The sequence below is a fragment of the Streptomyces roseicoloratus genome, assembly GCF_004117935.1.
GTDB classification, from domain to species: domain Bacteria; phylum Actinomycetota; class Actinomycetes; order Streptomycetales; family Streptomycetaceae; genus Streptomyces; species Streptomyces roseicoloratus.
Window position 1 is genome coordinate 172,709 of sequence record NZ_SDOY01000118.1, and the last position, 17,240, is coordinate 189,948.

Here is a 17,240-nt window from a genome sequence, read left to right on the forward strand (position 1 = left end):
GCGGCGGCAACCGGCTCCGGGCCCGTGACCTGGAAGAGGCGCCCCCACCCATGCGACGTATCCCCCACCGGCGGCTGCTCGCCGCGACGCTGCTCGCGGCCGCCGTCCTCGCCCCCATGGCGACGGCACCCGTCACACCCGTCCACGCCGCGCCCGCCCCGCGCGCGGGCACCGGTCCGCACCCCGGCGGCCCGCACCACGGCGACGACTGCCCGGCCGGCGGATTCGGGCCCCGGCTGACCGCCAGGCTCGACAAGACGGTCGAGGACGTCCGCAAGCAGGCCGGCATCCCCGGTCTCGTCGTCGGCGTGTGGATGCCCGGCAAGGGCTGCTACGTCCGGGCGACCGGCGTCGCCGACAAGACCACCGGCCGGCCGATGTTCACCGACACCTACGTCCGGATCGGCAGCGAGACGAAGACCTTCACCGTCACGGCGCTGCTCGAACTCGTCGACGACGGCAAGGTGAAGCTGGACGACCCGATCGACAGGTACGTCCGCGGCGTCCCGAACGGCGACCGGATCACGCTGCGCCACCTCGCGGAGATGCGCAGCGGCCTGTTCCCGTACACCTCCGACCCCGACTTCATCCACGACCTCCTGAGCGAGCCGAAGCGCGCCTTCACCCCGTGGGAGGTGCTGTCGTACGGCTACCGGCACGCCAACACCTTCGAGCCGGGCGCGACGTTCGAGTACTGCAACTCCAACCTGGTGCTGCTCGGCCTCGTGGTCGAGAAGGTGACCGGGCGGCGGCTCGCCGACGTCCTCCACGACCGCGTGGTCCGCCCGGCCGGGCTGCGCCACAGCTTCCTGCCGAAGGGCGCCGAGTTCCCCGAGCCGCACGCGCACGGCTACACCGACCAGACCCTCACCGGTGCCGTCGCCGACGCCACGGACTGGAACCCCAGCTGGGCCTGGGCGGCCGGCGGGATGATCTCCACCCTGGAGGACCTGCGCCGCTGGGCCCCCGTCCTCGCCGAAGGAAAGCTGCTGAGCCCCGCGACGCAGGCCCAGCGGCTGAAGACGCTCCCCACCGGCTTCCCCGGCACCAGCTACGGCCTGGGCATCCTCGAGACCAACGGCTGGATCGGGCACAACGGCTCGCTGCCGGGCTACGAGACCGTGACCGTCCACCTGCCCGCGCAGAAGGCGACCCTGGTCCTCATCCTGAACACGGACTCCCTCGTCGACGGCCAGGAGCCCTCGACCCTCGTCGCCCGCGCGGTCACGTCGGTCGTCTCGCCGGAGAACGTGTACGCGGGCGGGATCACGCCGCGCTAGCCACGAGGTTCCCGGAGCCCGAAGCCCGGGGCCCGGAGCCCGGAGCCCGGAGCCTGGCGGCCGGCCGCGTCGCGGGTTCGCGTCCCGTCGCCCCCGCGCCCGCCCTGCCGCGCCCGGGGGACCCGCTCACGCGCCCGGTCGGCCGTTCCTCTCGCCGTCCTGGCCGCTGTCGGCGAGTGCCCCGCCCCGCCCCGCCGCGTCCGGGGCCCGGAGCAGGCGCAGGAAGTCCCGGAAGGCGGCCGGCATGTCCACCGCGTCCGGGTCGAGCAGCCACTGGAACTGCAGACCGTCCATCACCGCCGTGAGCAGCGGCGCCGCCCGTTCCGGTGTGAGACCGCCGGGCAGCGTCTCGCCGAACTCGGCGCTCAGCACGTCCGCCATGTTCTCCCGCACCTGCGCGTAGCGCTCGGTGAAGAAGGCCCGGGCCGGGTGGTCCTCGGTGACGCTCTCGCCCAGCAGGGCGGAGAAGGTCTGCACGATGCCGGGGCGCATCGCGTTGTACTCGACCAGCGACTCCATGAGGTCGAGCCGCCAGCGCTCGCGGTCCCGGCCGCCGCTGGTGTCCCAGCGGTCGCGCTCCTCCAGGACGGCGACGAGCAGCGCCTCCTTGGTGGGGAAGTAGTGCAGCAGGCCCTGCTGGGTGAGCCCGACCCGCTCGGCGACGGCGCCGAGGGACGCGCCCCGGTAGCCGCGCTCGGCGATCACCTCGAGGGCGGCCCGGACGATCTCCGCCTTGCGCTCCTCGCTCCTGCCCCGTGCCATGACCTCGTCCCCCTCAGTCGTACGTCGCTGCCGACAGGACCGTACGGCATTCCGTTGGATAACGAAACGCTAACGTAACCTACCGATCTACAGGTAGGCGAGTCACCATGGGCCGCACAAGGCTCACCACGAGGAGGTACGGCCATGGCGGAGACCACCGTCACCACTGCCGACGACGTGCGCGAGGCGGTCGTCGAGGCGGCACTCGGCAGGCTCGGCCTGGACGCCAGGACGCGGCTGCTCGCCGGCCAGGACATGTGGTCGCTGCCCGCGCTGCCCGAGATCGGCCTGGCCTCGCTGGTCATGTCCGACGGCCCCGTCGGCGTCCGCGGTGTCCGCTGGACGGCCGACGACCCGTCCGTCGCCCTGCCGTCCCCGACCGCGCTGGCCGCCACCTGGGACCCGGCCCTCGCCCGCCGGGCGGGCCGGCTGCTCGCCCAGGAGGCCCGCCGCAAGGGCGTCCACGTCCTCCTCGCGCCCACCGTCAACCTCCACCGCAGCCCGCTGGGCGGCCGTCACTTCGAGGCCTACAGCGAGGACCCGTACCTCACCGGCGCCATCGGCACCGGTTACGTCCAGGGCGTCCAGGACGGCGGCGTCGGCACCACCGTCAAGCACTTCGTCGGCAACGACGCCGAGACCGACCGCTTCACCGTCGACAACCGGATCGCCCCGCGCCCGCTGCGCGAGCTCTACCTCGCCCCCTTCGAGGCCATCGTCACCCACGCCCACCCCTGGGGCATCATGACCGCGTACAACCAGGTCAACGGCACCACCATGACCGAGCACCGGTACCTGGTGAACGAGGTGCTGCGCGGCGAGTGGGGCTTCGACGGCTGCAACGTCTCCGACTGGATGGCCGCCCGTTCCACCCGGGGCGCCGCCGACGGCGGCCTCGACGTCGCCATGCCCGGCCCGCACACCGTCTACGGCGAGACGCTCGCCGCCGCCGTACGGGCCGGCGAGGTCGACGGGTCCGCCGTCGACACCGCCGTGCGCAACGTGCTCCGGCTCGCCGCCCGCGTCGGCGCCCTCGACGGCGCCCCGCCCGTCGTCACCGAGCCCCCCGCCGCCGTCGACGGGGACGCCCTGGCCCGCGAGCTCGCCCGCCGCGGCTTCGTCCTCGTGCGGAACGAGGGCCGGGCCCTGCCGCTCGCCGCCGGCACCACCGTCGCCCTGTCCGGAGCCGCCGCCCGCGACGCCCGCGTCCTCGGCGGCGGCTCCGCCCAGGTCTTCCCCGACCACGTCGTCTCCCCGCTCGACGGCCTCGCCGCCGCCCTCCCCGACGGCGCGCTCTCCTACGCGGTCGGCGCCGACCCCAGCGACGAACTCGCCCCCGCCGGCCAGGGCTTCACCCTCCGCGCCGTCTGCCGCGACGCCGCCGGGAACGTCATCGGGGAGGGCAGCCTGCCCAACGGCCAGGTCCAGTGGATCGGCGACGACCTCCCGGCCGGCGTCACCCACGACAAGCTCGCCTCCGTCGAGGTCACCGGAACCTTCACCCCGCGCGAGAGCGGCGAGCACGCCTTCGGCACCCGCGGCCTCGGTGCGTACAGCCTCACGGTCGGCGGCCGCACCCTCTTCGCCGGCGTCCAGGCCATGGGGCCCGAGACCGACCCCTTCGAGGCCTTCTTCGGCTCGCCCGTCGAGCGCGGCAAGGTCGCCCTCACGGCCGGCGAGACCGTCGAGGTGTCCCTGCTCCACACCCTCGACAAGGAGTTCGCGGCGCCGCTCCCGGCCGTCATGTTCTCCTTCGTCCACCTCGGTCCGCGCCGCGACCCCGACGAACTGATCGCCGAAGCCGTCGCCGCGGCCCGCGCCGCCGACACCGCCGTCGTGGTCGTCGCCACGACCGAGCGCGTCGAGTCCGAGGGCTTCGACCGCAGGGACCTCGCCCTGCCCGGCCGCCAGGACGACCTGGTCCGCGCCGTCGCCGCCGCCAACCCGAACACCGTGGTCGTCGTCAACGCCGGCTCCCCGGTCGAGATGCCCTGGCGCGAGGACGTCGCCGCGATCCTGCTCACCTGGTTCCCCGGCCAGGAGGGCGGAGCCGCGCTCGCCGACGTCCTCACCGGCGCCGAAGAGCCCGGTGGCCGCCTGCCCACCACCTGGCCCGCCGCCCTCGCCGACGCACCGGTCACCGATGTCACCCCGACCGGCGGGGAACTCACCTACACCGAGGGCCTGTTCATCGGGTACCGCGCCTGGGACAAGGCCGGCGCCGTCCCCGCGTACCCCTTCGGCCACGGCCTCGGCTACACCACCTGGACCTACGACTCCCTCGTCGCCACTCCGGAGTCCGCGACCGTCCGCCTCACCAACACCGGCGGGCGCGCCGGCCGCGAGGTCGTCCAGCTCTACCTCGCGCCCACCGAGGACGGCCCCGAGCGCCCGGCCCGCTGGCTGGCCGGCTTCGCGAGCGTGGAGGCCGCCGCCGGCGAGACCGTCGAGGTCACCGTCGAACTGTCCCGCCGCGCCTTCGAGATCTGGGACGAGGCCCGGAACGCCTGGACCACCGTCCGCGGCACGTACGAGCTCCTCGCCGCCCACTCCCTGACGGACGCCCGCCTGAGTGCGACGCTGGAGAGGTGAGGAACCGGCGCGGGTGCGGCGCGGGCCGTCCGCGGCCCCGCCGGCCGTGAAAAGCCGCCCCGGAGCGGAACCTGACAGCCGCTCCGGGGCTCACGGGCGCGTTCCCGCCGCCCGGGGCGGGAACCGAAGGAGACGGCCTACCTCCTGCTGATCTGCCGGTACGCGATCTCCGCCAGCCGCGCCTGGCCGTCCCTGCTCGGGTGGAAGAAGTCCCACGGGCTCAGCTGGGCCCGGCCGAAGGCGAAGCCGAAGACCGCACCGCCGTCGTAGCGGCAGCGGTCGTCCTTCGCGCAGACCTCGCGCAGCACCTCGTTGTACGCCACCACCCGGTCACGGACCCGGGTCCTGCGCTCCTCGGCCGCCGCCCCCAGGTCCTCCGGGTCCGCCAGCATCGAGCCGCAGACGCCGAGCTTCCACACCTGACGGCCCATCGGGCTCACCCGGCCGGTCTCCCACAGCCGGCGCAGGTCCGGCACGCTCGACACGTACACCTGCGCCTTCGGCGCACCGGCCCGCAGCCGGGCCAGCGCCGTCGTGAACGAGGCGCGGAAGTCCTCGACCGGGGTCATGTCCGCCGCCCGGGGCCGGCACGCGTCGTTCGCGCCCATCATCACCGTCACCAGCTCCGGCCGCTCGGCCGCCGCGGCGGCCATCTGCTCCGGCAGTTCCGCCATCCGGGCACCGCTGCGGGCCAGGTTCCAGCTGCGGCCGGCCACCTTCTCCGGGCCGAGCAGCCGCAGCGCGAGACTGTTCACGGCCGCGTCCGTGCCGGTCGCCCAGGACGCCTCGGGGCAGTCCGCGAGGACCGCGCAGGCGTCGAAGGCGCGGGTGACGGAGTCGCCGACGGCGGCGACCGAGCCGGGGGAGACGTTCCAGACGGGCTTCGGCGGAGGCGTCGGCCTCGGCTTCGGCGCGGCCGAGGCCGCGTGCGGGCCCTGCCCGGTGCCGCCCTCCGCCGAACAGCCCGCGAGCGCCGTCACGGCGCACAGCAGTGCCGTCCCCGCGGCGGCGGCACGGAATCGGTGTCGCCCGCGCAGCATCCCGCGGCCCCTTCCTCGGCGTCCTCGCGAGTGAAAGCTTCGTGTCCACCCGCCCCCGACCGACCGTACGTCACCCCGACGCGGGCGCGGCACGGTAGCTTTTCCCCGTCGAACCAGAGGCGCCCCTGCCGCTCGGCTCCGGTAAATTACCTCACGTCACATGCTGTCCCCTTTTTGGGGGTTTGCGAAGCTGATTCTTCGTGATGTTGTTTACTGAGGCCGCTGGGAATAGGCGAACCTCGTCCCACACTGGAGGTCCCGGTGACGACACGTGGAGTCCTGTACGTTCACTCCGCACCGCGCGCGCTCTGCCCGCACGTCGAATGGGCGGTCGCGGGCGTGCTCGGTGCGAGGGTCCAGCTCGACTGGATCCGTCAGCCCGCGTCCCCGGGCACCTGGAGAGCCGAGTTCTCCTGGCAGGGCGAGACCGGCACCGCGTCCAGACTCGCCTCCGCGCTGCGCGGCTGGCAGCTGCTCCGCTTCGAGGTGACGGCCGAGCCCTGCGCCACCGCGGAGGGCGAGCGCTACAGCGCCACGCCCGAGCTCGGCATCTTCCACGCCGTCACCGGCATCCACGGCGACATCCTGATCCCCGAGGACCGGCTGCGCGCGGCCCTGGCACGCGCGGCGCAGGGCGAGACGGTCCTGGAGGCCGAGATCTCCAGGCTCCTCGGCAAGCCCTGGGACGACGAATTGGAGCCCTTCCGCTACGCGGGCGAGGGCGCCCCGGTCCGCTGGCTCCACCAGGTCGTCTGACCTCACGGACGCCGAGTCCCCGTAACCGCCCGAAGGCCCCCCGCCGGAGCATCCGGCAGGGGGCCTTCGAGGCGTGTACGGCGGTGGCGTCAGACCGAGCGGAACGCCAGGACGACGTTGTGGCCGCCGAAGCCGAACGAGTTGTTGATCGCGGCGATCGTGCCCTGCGGCAGCTCGCGCGGCTCGTCGCGGACGATGTCGGCGTCGACCTCCGGGTCCAGGTCGTCGATGTTGATGGTCGGCGGAGCCACCCGGTGGTGCAGGGCGAGGACCGTCGCGACGGTCTCGATGCCGCCCGCGCCGCCCAGGAGGTGACCGGTCATCGACTTGGTCGCGGAGATCGCGACGTGGCCGAGGTCGTCGCCCAGGACCTTCCGCAGCGCCTTGATCTCGGCGACGTCGCCCTGCGGCGTCGACGTGGCGTGCGCGTTGAGGTGGACGACCTCGGAGGGCTTCAGGTCCGAGGCGTCGAGCAGGTTCTGCAGCGCCTCCGCGATGCCGCGGCCGGTCGGCTCGGGCTGCGCGATGTGGTGGCTGTCGGCCGACAGGCCCTGGCCGAGCGCCTCGCAGTAGATCCGCGCGCCGCGCGCCTTCGCGTGCTCCTCGGACTCGAGCACGATCACGCCCGCGCCCTCGCCCAGGACGAAGCCGTCACGGGCCTTGTCGTAGGGGCGGGAGGCCTTCTCGGGCTCGTCGTTGCTCTTGGACATCGCCATCATGTTGGCGAAGGCCGCGATCGGCAGCGGGTGGATCGCCGCCTCGGTGCCGCCGGCGACGACCACGTCGGCACGGCCGGTGCGGATCATCTCGATGGCGTAGCCGATGGCCTCGGCGCCCGACGCGCACGCGGACACGGGGGTGTGGACACCCGCGCGGGCGTTCACCTCCAGGCCGACGTTGGCGGAGGGGCTGTTGGGCATGAGCATCGGCACGGTGTGCGGGGAGACGCGGCGGACGCCGGACTCCTTCAGCACGTCGTACTGGTCGAGCAGGGTGGTGACGCCACCGATGCCGGAGGCGATGACGGAGCCGAGACGCTCGGGAGCGATCTGGGCGCCCGACGCGCCGGCGTCCGCCGGCACAGCGCCGGCCGGGCCGGTGTAGCCCGCGTCGGCCCACGCCTCACGGGCCGCGATCAGCGCGAACTGCGCCGAGCGGTCCAGCTTGCGGGCCTGCGGACGGGGGAGCACCTCGGACGGGTCCACGGCGATCTGCGCGGCGATCCGCACGGGCAGTTCCGCGAAACGTTCGCCCTCGAGCGGCCGGACGCCGGAGCGTCCCGCCAGGAGGCCCTCCCAGGTGGAAGCGGAGTCGCCACCCAGCGGAGTGGTTGCGCCGATACCGGTGACGACCACGGTGCGATTGGTCGAGCTCACAGGAATTCTTTCTCCATGTGTGTGATGGTCGAAATGCGGCGCCACCGCTGGGTGGCGGACCGGGTCGGCCGAAGGGTGTACGGCCGGGGCGGTCAGGCCGATCAGGCCTGGTGCTTCAGGATGTAGTCGGTCGCGTCGCCCACGGTCTTGAGGTTCTTGACGTCCTCGTCCGGGATCTTCACGTCGAAGCGCTCTTCGGCGGCGACGACGACCTCGACCATGGACAGGGAGTCGACGTCCAGGTCGTCGGTGAAGGACTTCTCGGTCGCGACGTCCTCGACCGGGATGCCGGCGATCTCGTTCACGATCTCCGCGAGACCGGCGACGATCTCTTCCTGGGTGGCGGCCATGCTGGCGCTCCTTCTTGTGTGTGCTGAGAAAAAGGCTTCCGGATATCCGGAGTGCCTAGGGGAGGGTAACGACCGTCGCGGCGAAGACGAGACCCGCCCCGAAGCCGATGATGAGCGCCGTGTCGCCGCTCTTCGCCTTGCCGGTCGCCAGGAGCCGCTCCATCGCGAGCGGGATCGAGGCGGCCGACGTGTTGCCGGTGGTCTCCACGTCACGGGCGACCGTGACGTGCTCCGGCAGCTTGAGCGTCTTCACCATCGAGTCGATGATCCGCATGTTGGCCTGGTGCGGGATGAAGACGTCCAGGTCCTCCGCCGAGATGCCGGCGGCGTCCAGGGCCTGCTGGGCGACCTTCGCCATCTCGAAGACGGCCCAGCGGAACACCGCCTGGCCCTCCTGCGTGATGGCCGGGAACTTGATCTCCCCCTGCGTGTCGAGGGGGAGCTTCGACACGTCGCCGACGTGGAACTCGTTCCACGGCACGGTCTGCTTGATGGTCTCGGACTTGTCGCCCTCCGAACCCCACACGGTGGGGCCGATGTGCGGCTCGTCCGAGGGGCCGACGACCACGGCGCCGGCGCCGTCGCCGAACAGGAAGGCCGTCGCGCGGTCCTCCAGGTCGGTCAGGTCGCTGAGCCGCTCCACGCCGATGACCAGGACGTACTCCGCCGAACCCTCGACGATCATGCCCTTGGCCAGGGTCAGGCCGTAGCCGAAGCCCGCGCAGCCGGCGGAGATGTCGAACGCGGCCGGCTTGCCGGAGCCGATCTTGTCGGCGATCTCGGTCGCGACGGCCGGCGTCTGCTTGAAGTGCGAGACCGTGGAGACGATGACCGCCCCGATCTGCCCCGGGTCGATCCCCGCGTCCGCGATCGCCTTCCCGGACGCCTCCACCGACATCGCGGTGACGGTCTCCTCCGGGGAGGCCCAGTGACGGGTCGCGATGCCGGAACGCGAACGGATCCACTCGTCCGACGAGTCGATCTTCTCGAGGATCACCTCGTTGGGCACCACACGGGTCGGGCGGTAGCCGCCGACACCGAGGATGCGCGCGTACGGGGCGCCCTTGCTGGGCTTGATCTTCGCCATGCTTGTCGACACTCCTTGTCAGGCCGAGGCCGTCTCCGCGACGAGCGCGCGGGCCGCGTCGAGGTCGTCCGGGGTCTTCAGGGCCACGGTGCGGACACCGGGCAGGGCGCGCTTGGCGATGCCGGTCAGGGTGCCGCCGGGGCACACCTCGATCAGGCCGGTCGCGCCGAGCTCCTGGAAGGTCTCCATGCACAGGTCCCAGCGGACCGGGTTGGCGACCTGGCCGACCAGGCGGGCGATGACGTCCGCGCCGCCGGTCACGACCTTGCCGTCCTTGTTGGAGACGTAGGCCGTCGACGGGTCCGCCGGGGACAGGCCCTGGGCGGCCTCCTCCAGCTTCGCCACGGCGGGCGCCATGTGGTGCGTGTGGAACGCGCCGGCGACCTTCAGCGGGACGACCCGGCGGACGCCCTCGGGCTTGTCCTCGGCCAGGGCGGCCAGCTGTTCCAGGGTGCCGGCGGCGACGATCTGGCCGGCGCCGTTCACGTTCGCCGGGGTGAGACCCAGCTTCTCCAGGTGCGGGACGGTCACCTCGGGCTCGCCGCCGAGCAGCGCCGACATGCCGGTCTCGGTGACGGCGGCGGCCTCGGCCATCGCCAGACCACGGGACCGTACGAGACGCAGGGCGGCGGTGTCGTCGAGGACACCGGCGAACGCGGCGGCGGTGAACTCGCCGACGCTGTGGCCGGCGACGGCGCCGGGAGCGAGGTCGACGCCCTCGGCGAGGGCGGCGGCGGACAGCAGACCCGCGGCGACGAGCAGCGGCTGGGCCACGGCGGTGTCACGGATCTCGTCCGCGTCCGCCTTCGTGCCGTAGTGGGCAAGGTCGAGCCCGATGGCGTCGGACCAGGCCGCGACGCGGTCGGCGGCACCGGGGATTTCGAGCCAGGGAGTCAGGAAGCCGGGCGTCTGAGCGCCTTGGCCGGGAGCGACGAGTACGAGCACCCTCACACTCTCTCTTGGGGACGGTCCCCGACGCCCGTGGGGACAAGGACGAAGAACCGTCGGGGGAATTGTTGGTGTTCGACAAAAGTCTAGGACTGCGTATCCGCGTCGGCCAAGCGCCCGAGGATCAGCGCGATCCGCAGGGTGAAGGCGGAGCGGACGTCGGAGGGTGACCATCCGGTGACGTCGGTCACACGTCGGAGCCGGTAGCGCACGGTGTTCGGGTGCACGAAGAGCATCCGCGCAGCGCCCTCCAGACTGCTCGCCTGCTCCAGGTAGACGCTGAGCGTCTCGAGGAGCGCCGAGCCCGCTTCCTCCAGCGGTCTGTAGATCTCCTCCACCAGCTGCTCACGGGCCGAAGGGTCGGAGGCGATGGCGCGCTCCGGCAGGAGATCGTCCGCGAGCACCGGGCGCGGGGCGTCCTGCCAGGCGGTGCACGCCTTGAGGCCGGCCGCGGCGGCCTGCGCGGACCGGGTCGCCGCCAGCAGGTCGGGCACGACGGGCCCGGCGACGACCGGTCCGGCGGCGTACGGTCCGATCAGCGCCTTGGCCACGGCCAGCGGGTTGTCGTTGCCGCCCGCGATGACCACCAGCCGGTCGCCGAGCACACCCGTGAGCACCTGCAGCTTGGCGTGCCGGGCGGCCCGCCGGATCGCCTCGACGGTCAGCTCGCTGTCGCCGTCGGGCGCGGTGCCGAGCACCACGCACACGTGCTCCGGCGAATTCCAGCCAAGAGCGGCCGCGCGGGACACGGCGCCCTCGTCGGCCTCGCCCGACAGCACCGCGTTCACGACCAGCGACTCCAGCCGCGCGTCCCACGCGCCCCGGGCCTCCGCGGCCTGCGCGTACACCTGGGCGGTCGCGAAGGCGATCTCCCGCGCGTACACCAGCAGCGCCTCGCGCAGCACGGACTCGTCGCCGGGCGCGGCCACCTCCTCGATGGCCGACTCCATGACCTCGATCGTCGTCCGCACCATCTCCACGGTCTGCCGCAGCGTGATCGCCCGGGTCAGCTCGCGCGGCGCGGTGCCGAAGACGTCGGTGGAGATCGCCTGGGGCGTCTCCGGGTGCCGGAACCACTCCGTGAACGCGGCGATACCCGCCTGCGCGACCAGACCGATCCACGACCGGTTCTCGGGCGGCATCGCCCGGTACCACGGCAGCGTCTCGTCCATGCGGGCGATGGCGCTGGCGGCGAGCCGCCCGGAGGACTGCTCCAGGCGCTTCAGGGTCGCGGCATGCGGGTGAGCGGGGTTCACGGGTTCAGACACGGGGACAAGACTGCCTTATCGGGACGGCGACGTGCGGGGTCGGGGCCGCTTCCCGCCGTCGCGGCGGCGCAGCGCGGCTACCGTTGCCGTCGTGATACGCATCCAGCGCGGCGGGGATCGCTACCCCGGAGGCGACCCGGAGACCGGCATCGACACCCGGCACGCCTTCTCGTTCGGCCGGTACTACGACCCCGACAACCTCCGCTTCGGCGCCCTGCTCGCCTGCAACGAGGAACGCCTGGCAGCCGGCGCCGGCTTCGACGAGCACCCGCACCGTCACACCGAGATCGTCACCTGGGTCGTCGAGGGCGAACTGACCCACCGCGACTCGACGGGCCACGCGACCGTCGTCCGCCCCGGCGACCTCCAGCACCTGAGCGCGGCGGCCGGCGTCCGTCACGTCGAGCGCAACGACGGCCCCGGCCCGCTGGTCTTCGTCCAGATGTGGCTGGCCCCGCTGACCGCCGGGGGCGAGCCGTCGTACGACGTCGTCCGCGGGATCGCCGGCGCGACGCCGTACGCGGTGCCCGCGGCGGGCGCGGTGCTCCACGTCCACCGCCTGGAACGGGACGCGCGCGTGGCGGTCCCGGAGGCCGACTTCGTGTACGTGCACGTGGTGCGCGGCACGGTCCGGCTCTCGGGCGAGGAACTGGGCGCCGGCGACGCGGCGCGGGCCTCGGAGGAGAAGGGCCTGGCGCTGCTGGCCACGGCGGACGCGGAGGTCCTGGTGTGGGAGATGAGGGGCGGCTTCCCCGACGGGGCCTGAGACCCCCGGAGGTGCCTCGTGGCCGGGCCGCCCGTGATGCGGACGGACCGGCTCCGGAGGTGCTTCAGCTGCCCGTACGGCCGTCGAGGAGCTCGCGGATGATGTCCAGGTGGCCGTTGTGGCGGGCCGTCTCCTCGATGAGGTGGAGGAGGATCCAGCGGAGGTCCACGTGGAGGTCGCCGCGGACCGGGCGCTTGGCCTTCGTGTCCAGGTCGTGTTCGGACACCAGGCGGCGGAGGCGGGCGCTCTGCTCCTCGTACGCGGCGATGAGCCGGGGCAGCGGGACGTCGACCGCCGTCCGCATCTCGGGGTCCGGGTCGTCGTCGGTGGCCTCCGCCAGCGGGCCCTGGAGTTCCCCGTCCAGGAACACCACGTCCAGCCACCAGTGCTCGACCCAGCGCAGATGGCTGATCAGGCCGCTGATCGTCATCAGCGGCGAGGTCGGGAGAGGGGCCTTGCGGGCGTTCTCCTCGGACAGGCCCTCGCATTTCACGAGTGCCGTGGCGCGGGCGTAGTCCAGGCAGGTGGTCAGCTGCGTGCGCTCGTCCCAGGAGGGCGGCGTATCCGTACGTGTAGTCATCGCCGGAAGTCTGCCGCCGCCCCGGCCGGGTGTCGAACGATTAACGCAGCGCGCTCTTCGCCTTCCAGGCCGGCCACGACACGTTCCACGCCCCGTAGCCGTTGCCCTCCGCCACGACGCCCTTCGTCTCCCTGCCCTTGATCTCGAACGGGTCGCCGGGGCGCACCATCTCGTAGAAGGTCCTGGCCTCTTCGTCGCTCATGCCGATGCAGCCCGAGCTCATGTTCGCGCGGCCGAAGTACCTGGCGTTCCACGGTGCCGCGTGCGCGTACATGCCCGACCAGGTCAGCCGCATCGAGTAGTCGACCATCTTGTCGTAGGCGTCGCCGAGGCCGACCGTCTCGGAGTTCATGTTGATCGTGCCCTCCTTCGCCATGAGCACGGCCGTGCCCCGCCAGGAGCGCTTGTCGCCGCCGGGCGTGCCGCCGGAGACCGGGATGGTGCGCACGGCCCGGCCGTCCCGCAGGACGGTCAGCTTCTTGGTGTCCAGGTCGACCTTCACCACCCGGGCCTGCTCGGAGACGGTGAAGCCGGTCCGGTAGTCGCGGACGAACCAGCCGCCGCTGCCGCCGGAGTCGGTGCCGTTCAGCGTCGCCTCCAGGGTCACCTTGGTGCCCGGCTTCCAGTAGTCCTTGGGCCGCCAGTCCACCCGGTCCTTGCCCGAGTAGTCCGTGAGCCAGCCCCAGGAGCCCTCGGTGGCGTCGGAGGTCGTGACCTTCAACTGGCGTTCCACGTCCGCCTTGTTCTTCACCGGGCGGTCGAACACGATCGACAGCGGCTGGGCGATGCCCACGGTCGTGTTCTTGCCGGGCGCGAGCGTCAGCTTGTTGATCGTGTCCGCCTCGGCGATCGCGTGCGTCGTCCGTGACGTCGTCTCCTTGCCGCCGGCGCCGCGGGCGGTCACCTCCACCGTGTACGACGCACCGGGGGCGGCCTTGCGGTCCGAGGTCCACGAGGCCCCGCCGGAAGCGGTGCGGCCGGTGAGCGCGCCGCCGTCCTCGTCGACCACCCTCACCTGGGCGAGGGTCCCGCCGCTCGCCGTCACGGTCAGGGGCCGGCCGGCCGCCGGAGGGGCCACGGTCACGTTCGCCGGAGCGCCCGCCGAGCCGGGCGGGGCGGCGGCGCCCGGCGACGTGGCGTCGTCCGCCGTCGCGGCCGAACAGGCGGTCAGCGACGCGGCCGCGAGGACCAGCAGGGATATGCGTACACGAGCAGGAGTCCGCAGCACGGGACAGACCTCCGCGGGAGGAGCGGGAAACGGTGGGATGAACCGGACTGTAGATCCCGTCCCGCCGCCCGCGCCGTGCCTCCCGGCCATGTGACGGCCGCTGGTGAGAAACGGTCACCGTCCCGTCACATTCCTCGCGCGGACCGGTCAACACCGGCTGTGAGCCTGCTGTGCGCCCCACCACCGACGGGGCGGAACAAGGAGGCTCCCCGTTGTGTCAGCGCTGCTCGTGACCCCCGCGTCCACACCGGCTCCCGCTCGTGCCCTGCGGCTCGGACCGGTCACACCCGAGGTCCACCGCGCCTTCCTCGCCCACCGCTCCACCGGTCCGGACGGACCCAGCTTCCTCCAACTCCCCGCCTGGGCACAGGTCAAGGAGGGCTGGACGCACCAACTCCTCGGCTGGGGACCCGAGTCCGGACAGCTCACCGGTGTCGCCCTGGTCCTGCTCCGTGCCTTCCCCGGCACCCGCAAGTACTTCGCGTACCTGCCCGAAGGGCCCGTCGCCGACTGGTCCGACCCGGACGTCGACGGCTGGCTCGACCCGCTCCTGAAGCACCTGCGGGCCTCCGGAGTCTTCGCCGTCCGCATCGGGCCGGGGCCCGCGTACCGGCGCTGGACCGCCACTACCCTCAAGGCGCACACCGGACCCGGGCGGCGCCTCGGCGACGTCCTCGCCAGCGAGGTCGACCCGCTCGGCTCCGCCGTCGCCGAACGGCTGCGCGCCCGCGGCTGGCGCAAGTGCGGCGGCGACTCCCAGGACGGCGCCGACGCCCAGCCCCGGCACGTCTATCAGGTGCCGCTCACCGGCCGCAGCGCCGACGACCTGTGGAGCGGCCTCAACCAGGAGTGGCGGCGCAACATCCGCAAGGCCCGCAAGTGCGGCGTCGAGGTCGTCGTCGGTTCGGCGGCCGACCTGCCCGAGTTCCACCGGCTGCTGCGGATCACCGAGGAACGTGACGGATTCCGGCTCGGCCGCTCCCTCGCGTACTACGAGCGCCAGTACGCCGTCCTCAACGCCGAGCAGCCGGGACGCATGAAGCTCTACCTCGCCCGGCACGAGGGCGAGATCCTCGCCGCGCACACCATGGTCACCGTCGGCCGGCGGGTCTGGTACCAGACCGGCGCCTCCGCCGACCACCGCCGCGAGGTCCGCCCCTCCAACGCCCTGCAGTGGCGCATGATGCTCGACGCCCACGCCGTCGGCGCCGACGTCTACGACCTGCGCGGGGTACCCTCCACCCTCGACCCGGACGACCGCGCCCACGGGCTGCTGCGCTGGAAGCTCGGCACCGGCGGACAGGTCGTCGAGACCCTGGGGGAGTGGGAGATTCCGTTGCCCGGCACGACCAACCACACGCTGTACCGCGCCTTCCAGGCGTACCTGGCCCGCCGATGACGGCGAGCACCACCGAGACCGCCACCGGGAGCGGGGGCGGAACCGGGAGCGGGGGCGACACCGCGGCGATGCACAAGGCCGCACCGTCCGTGGCCCGCAGCGGCGCGCTCATGGCGGCCGGTTCGCTGGTCTCCCGCGCCACCGGGTTCGTACGGTCCGCCGTCGTCGCCGCGGCCATCGGCACGGGCTTCGTCGCCGACGGGTACGCCGTCGGCAACTCGGTGCCGACCATCGTCTACATGCTGCTGCTCGGCGGCGCCCTCAACGCCGTCTTCGTGCCCGAACTCGTCAAGGCGGCCAAGGAGCACGAGGACGGCGGCGTCGCCTACACCGACCGGCTGCTCACCGTCTGCGTGCTCGCCCTCACCGTCCTGACCGCCGTCGCCGTGCTCGCGGCGCCCGCGATCGTCGACGGCTACACCGACTACACCGGCGCGCAGCGCGACATGACGATCGCCTTCGCCCGGTCCTGCCTGCCGCAGATCTTCTTCCTGGGCGTCTTCACCCTGCTCGGGCAGGTGCTCAACGCGCGCGGCCGGTTCGGCGCGATGATGTGGACGCCCGTCCTCAACAACCTCGTCGTCATCGGCGTCTTCGCGCTGTTCCTCGCCGTGTCCGACGGCGGCGGCCTGACCTCAGGCGAGACCGCGCTCCTCGGCTGGGGCACCACCGCGGGCATCGCGCTCCAGGCCCTCGCGCTGCTGCCCTCGCTGCGGGCGGCCCGCTTCCGCTGGCGGCCCCGGTTCGACTGGCGCGGCAGCGGCCTGGCCGCGCCGCTGCGCGCGGCCGGCTGGCTCGTGCTCCTGGTCCTCACCAACCAGGCCGCGTACTGGGTGACGACCAAGGTCGCCACGGCGGCCGGCCAGCACGCCGAGGGCGCCGGGATCAGCGCGTACAACAACGCCTATCTGCTGTGGGCCGTCCCGCACGGCATCGTCACCGTCGCCCTGGTCACCGCCCTCATGCCGCGGATGAGCGGCGCGGCCGCGGACGGCGACCTCGCCGGCGTGCGCCGGGACGTCGCCTACGCGCAGCGCACCACCGCGGCCGCCGTCGTCCCGGCCGCCTGCGCCCTGTTCGCGCTGGCCGTCCCGCTGATGGGCACGGTCTTCCAGTACGGGCGGACCGACGCGGGCGCGGTCCGCTCGATGGCCTGGATCCTGATGGCGCTCGCGCCCGGTCTGATCGCCCTCTCCGGCCAGTACGTGTGCACCCGCGCCTTCTACGCGATGCGCGACACCCGCACCCCGTTCCTGCTCAACCTGGTCATCGCCGGGCTCAACGCGCTGCTCGCGCTCTGCTCGGCCGCCTTCCTGCCCGCCCGCTGGGCCGTCGCGGGCATGGCGGCCGGCTACTCGCTCGCCCTCTGGGCGGGCTGGGGCGTGACGGCGTACGTCCTGGGCCGCCGGCTCGGGCGCGCGGGGACCGTGAGCGCCGGCGCGGCGGGCACGGACCCCGGTGCCGCGGCGGGTACGGGCCCCGGTAGCGGCGCGGCGGGTACGGGCGCCGGTGTCGCGCTCGTACGGCTGCTCGCCGCGGCGTCGCCCGCCACCGGGCTCGGCCTGCTGGCCGCCGAACTGAGCACCCCGGCGGGGCCGGTCGCGGCGGGGCTCGCCGGAGCCGCCGTGATCGTCGCCGTGTTCGCGCTCCTGGCCGGGCCGCTGCGGCTCGCCGAAGTGAGCGCGCTGATCGGGAACGTGACCGGCCGCTTCGGCCGTCTCGTACGGCGGGGCTGACCACCGACCCCTCGCCGCCCGCCCGCCCGCTCCGGCTCCCTGCCCCTTCCGACCTGCCCCGCCGGGCCCCCT

General features: G+C 73.2%; 15 protein-coding genes. 6 read left to right on the top strand and 9 right to left on the bottom strand.

The window, feature by feature from the left end:
• The first annotated feature begins 50 nt into the window (after positions 1 to 50).
• On the top strand, positions 51 to 1,280 hold the full coding sequence (locus tag ESG85_RS16590; protein ID WP_128980009.1) for a serine hydrolase domain-containing protein: 1,230 nt from the start codon (positions 51 to 53) through the stop codon (positions 1,278 to 1,280).
• A gap of 126 nt (positions 1,281 to 1,406) precedes the next feature.
• Here the strand turns inward: ESG85_RS16590 and ESG85_RS16595 are convergent, their stop codons facing one another.
• A complete protein-coding gene (locus ESG85_RS16595; RefSeq protein WP_128980011.1) occupies positions 1,407 to 2,042 on the bottom strand; it encodes a TetR/AcrR family transcriptional regulator in 636 nt (211 codons plus the stop codon).
• Between the two features lie 144 nt (positions 2,043 to 2,186).
• On the opposite strand from ESG85_RS16595, the gene ESG85_RS16600 reads away from it, so the two are divergent.
• Positions 2,187 to 4,634, top strand: coding sequence for a glycoside hydrolase family 3 protein (locus ESG85_RS16600; RefSeq protein WP_128980013.1), 2,448 nt, complete (start codon positions 2,187 to 2,189; stop codon positions 4,632 to 4,634).
• Positions 4,635 to 4,771: 137 nt separating this feature from the next.
• On the opposite strand, the gene ESG85_RS16605 is transcribed toward ESG85_RS16600, so the two are convergent.
• The gene (locus ESG85_RS16605; protein WP_128980016.1) at positions 4,772 to 5,674 is read right to left on the bottom strand and encodes an SGNH/GDSL hydrolase family protein; all 903 of its coding nucleotides are present in this window, start codon (positions 5,672 to 5,674) and stop codon (positions 4,772 to 4,774) included.
• 261 nt (positions 5,675 to 5,935) lie between these two features.
• Here ESG85_RS16605 and ESG85_RS16610 point away from each other — a divergent pair, with 261 nt between their 5' ends.
• Positions 5,936 to 6,430 (top strand): DUF3145 domain-containing protein, encoded by a 495-nt coding sequence (locus ESG85_RS16610; RefSeq protein ID WP_128980018.1) that lies wholly within the window; start codon positions 5,936 to 5,938, stop codon positions 6,428 to 6,430.
• 89 nt (positions 6,431 to 6,519) lie between these two features.
• On the opposite strand, the gene fabF is transcribed toward ESG85_RS16610, so the two are convergent.
• The 5 genes from fabF to fasR all read right to left on the bottom strand — a co-directional run bounded on the left by fabF (position 6,520) and on the right by fasR (position 11,459).
• The gene (fabF, locus tag ESG85_RS16615; protein WP_128980020.1) at positions 6,520 to 7,806 is read right to left on the bottom strand and encodes a beta-ketoacyl-ACP synthase II; all 1,287 of its coding nucleotides are present in this window, start codon (positions 7,804 to 7,806) and stop codon (positions 6,520 to 6,522) included.
• A 101-nt stretch (positions 7,807 to 7,907) separates the two neighbouring features.
• On the bottom strand, positions 7,908 to 8,156 hold the full coding sequence (locus ESG85_RS16620) for an acyl carrier protein (RefSeq protein WP_128980022.1): 249 nt from the start codon (positions 8,154 to 8,156) through the stop codon (positions 7,908 to 7,910).
• A 55-nt stretch (positions 8,157 to 8,211) separates the two neighbouring features.
• The gene (locus ESG85_RS16625) at positions 8,212 to 9,243 is read right to left on the bottom strand and encodes a ketoacyl-ACP synthase III (protein ID WP_128980024.1); all 1,032 of its coding nucleotides are present in this window, start codon (positions 9,241 to 9,243) and stop codon (positions 8,212 to 8,214) included.
• 18 nt (positions 9,244 to 9,261) lie between these two features.
• Positions 9,262 to 10,188: an ACP S-malonyltransferase gene (locus ESG85_RS16630; RefSeq protein WP_128980026.1), complete on the bottom strand. Its 927-nt coding sequence runs from the start codon at positions 10,186 to 10,188 to the stop codon at positions 9,262 to 9,264.
• Between the two features lie 89 nt (positions 10,189 to 10,277).
• Positions 10,278 to 11,459: a fatty acid biosynthesis transcriptional regulator FasR gene (gene fasR, locus ESG85_RS16635; RefSeq protein ID WP_128980028.1), complete on the bottom strand. Its 1,182-nt coding sequence runs from the start codon at positions 11,457 to 11,459 to the stop codon at positions 10,278 to 10,280.
• 94 nt (positions 11,460 to 11,553) lie between these two features.
• Between fasR and ESG85_RS16640 the strand changes: the two genes are divergently transcribed.
• Positions 11,554 to 12,225, top strand: coding sequence for a pirin family protein (locus ESG85_RS16640; protein ID WP_128980213.1), 672 nt, complete (start codon positions 11,554 to 11,556; stop codon positions 12,223 to 12,225).
• Positions 12,226 to 12,289: 64 nt separating this feature from the next.
• Here the strand turns inward: ESG85_RS16640 and ESG85_RS16645 are convergent, their stop codons facing one another.
• Both ESG85_RS16645 and ESG85_RS16650 read right to left on the bottom strand, forming a co-directional pair.
• Complete coding sequence (locus tag ESG85_RS16645; protein WP_128980030.1) at positions 12,290 to 12,805, bottom strand: DinB family protein; 516 nt, start codon at positions 12,803 to 12,805, stop codon at positions 12,290 to 12,292.
• A 40-nt stretch (positions 12,806 to 12,845) separates the two neighbouring features.
• Positions 12,846 to 14,033: a L,D-transpeptidase gene (locus tag ESG85_RS16650; protein WP_246095083.1), complete on the bottom strand. Its 1,188-nt coding sequence runs from the start codon at positions 14,031 to 14,033 to the stop codon at positions 12,846 to 12,848.
• Between the two features lie 214 nt (positions 14,034 to 14,247).
• Between ESG85_RS16650 and ESG85_RS16655 the strand changes: the two genes are divergently transcribed.
• Together ESG85_RS16655 and murJ are read left to right on the top strand one after the other, a co-directional pair.
• Positions 14,248 to 15,432: a lipid II:glycine glycyltransferase FemX gene (locus tag ESG85_RS16655; RefSeq protein ID WP_128980033.1), complete on the top strand. Its 1,185-nt coding sequence runs from the start codon at positions 14,248 to 14,250 to the stop codon at positions 15,430 to 15,432.
• Entirely contained in the window at positions 15,429 to 17,168 is a 1,740-nt protein-coding gene (murJ, locus tag ESG85_RS16660) for a murein biosynthesis integral membrane protein MurJ (RefSeq protein WP_425471244.1), read from the top strand. The genes ESG85_RS16655 and murJ overlap by 4 nt, the downstream gene beginning before the upstream one ends.
• The last annotated feature ends 72 nt before the right edge of the window (positions 17,169 to 17,240 follow it).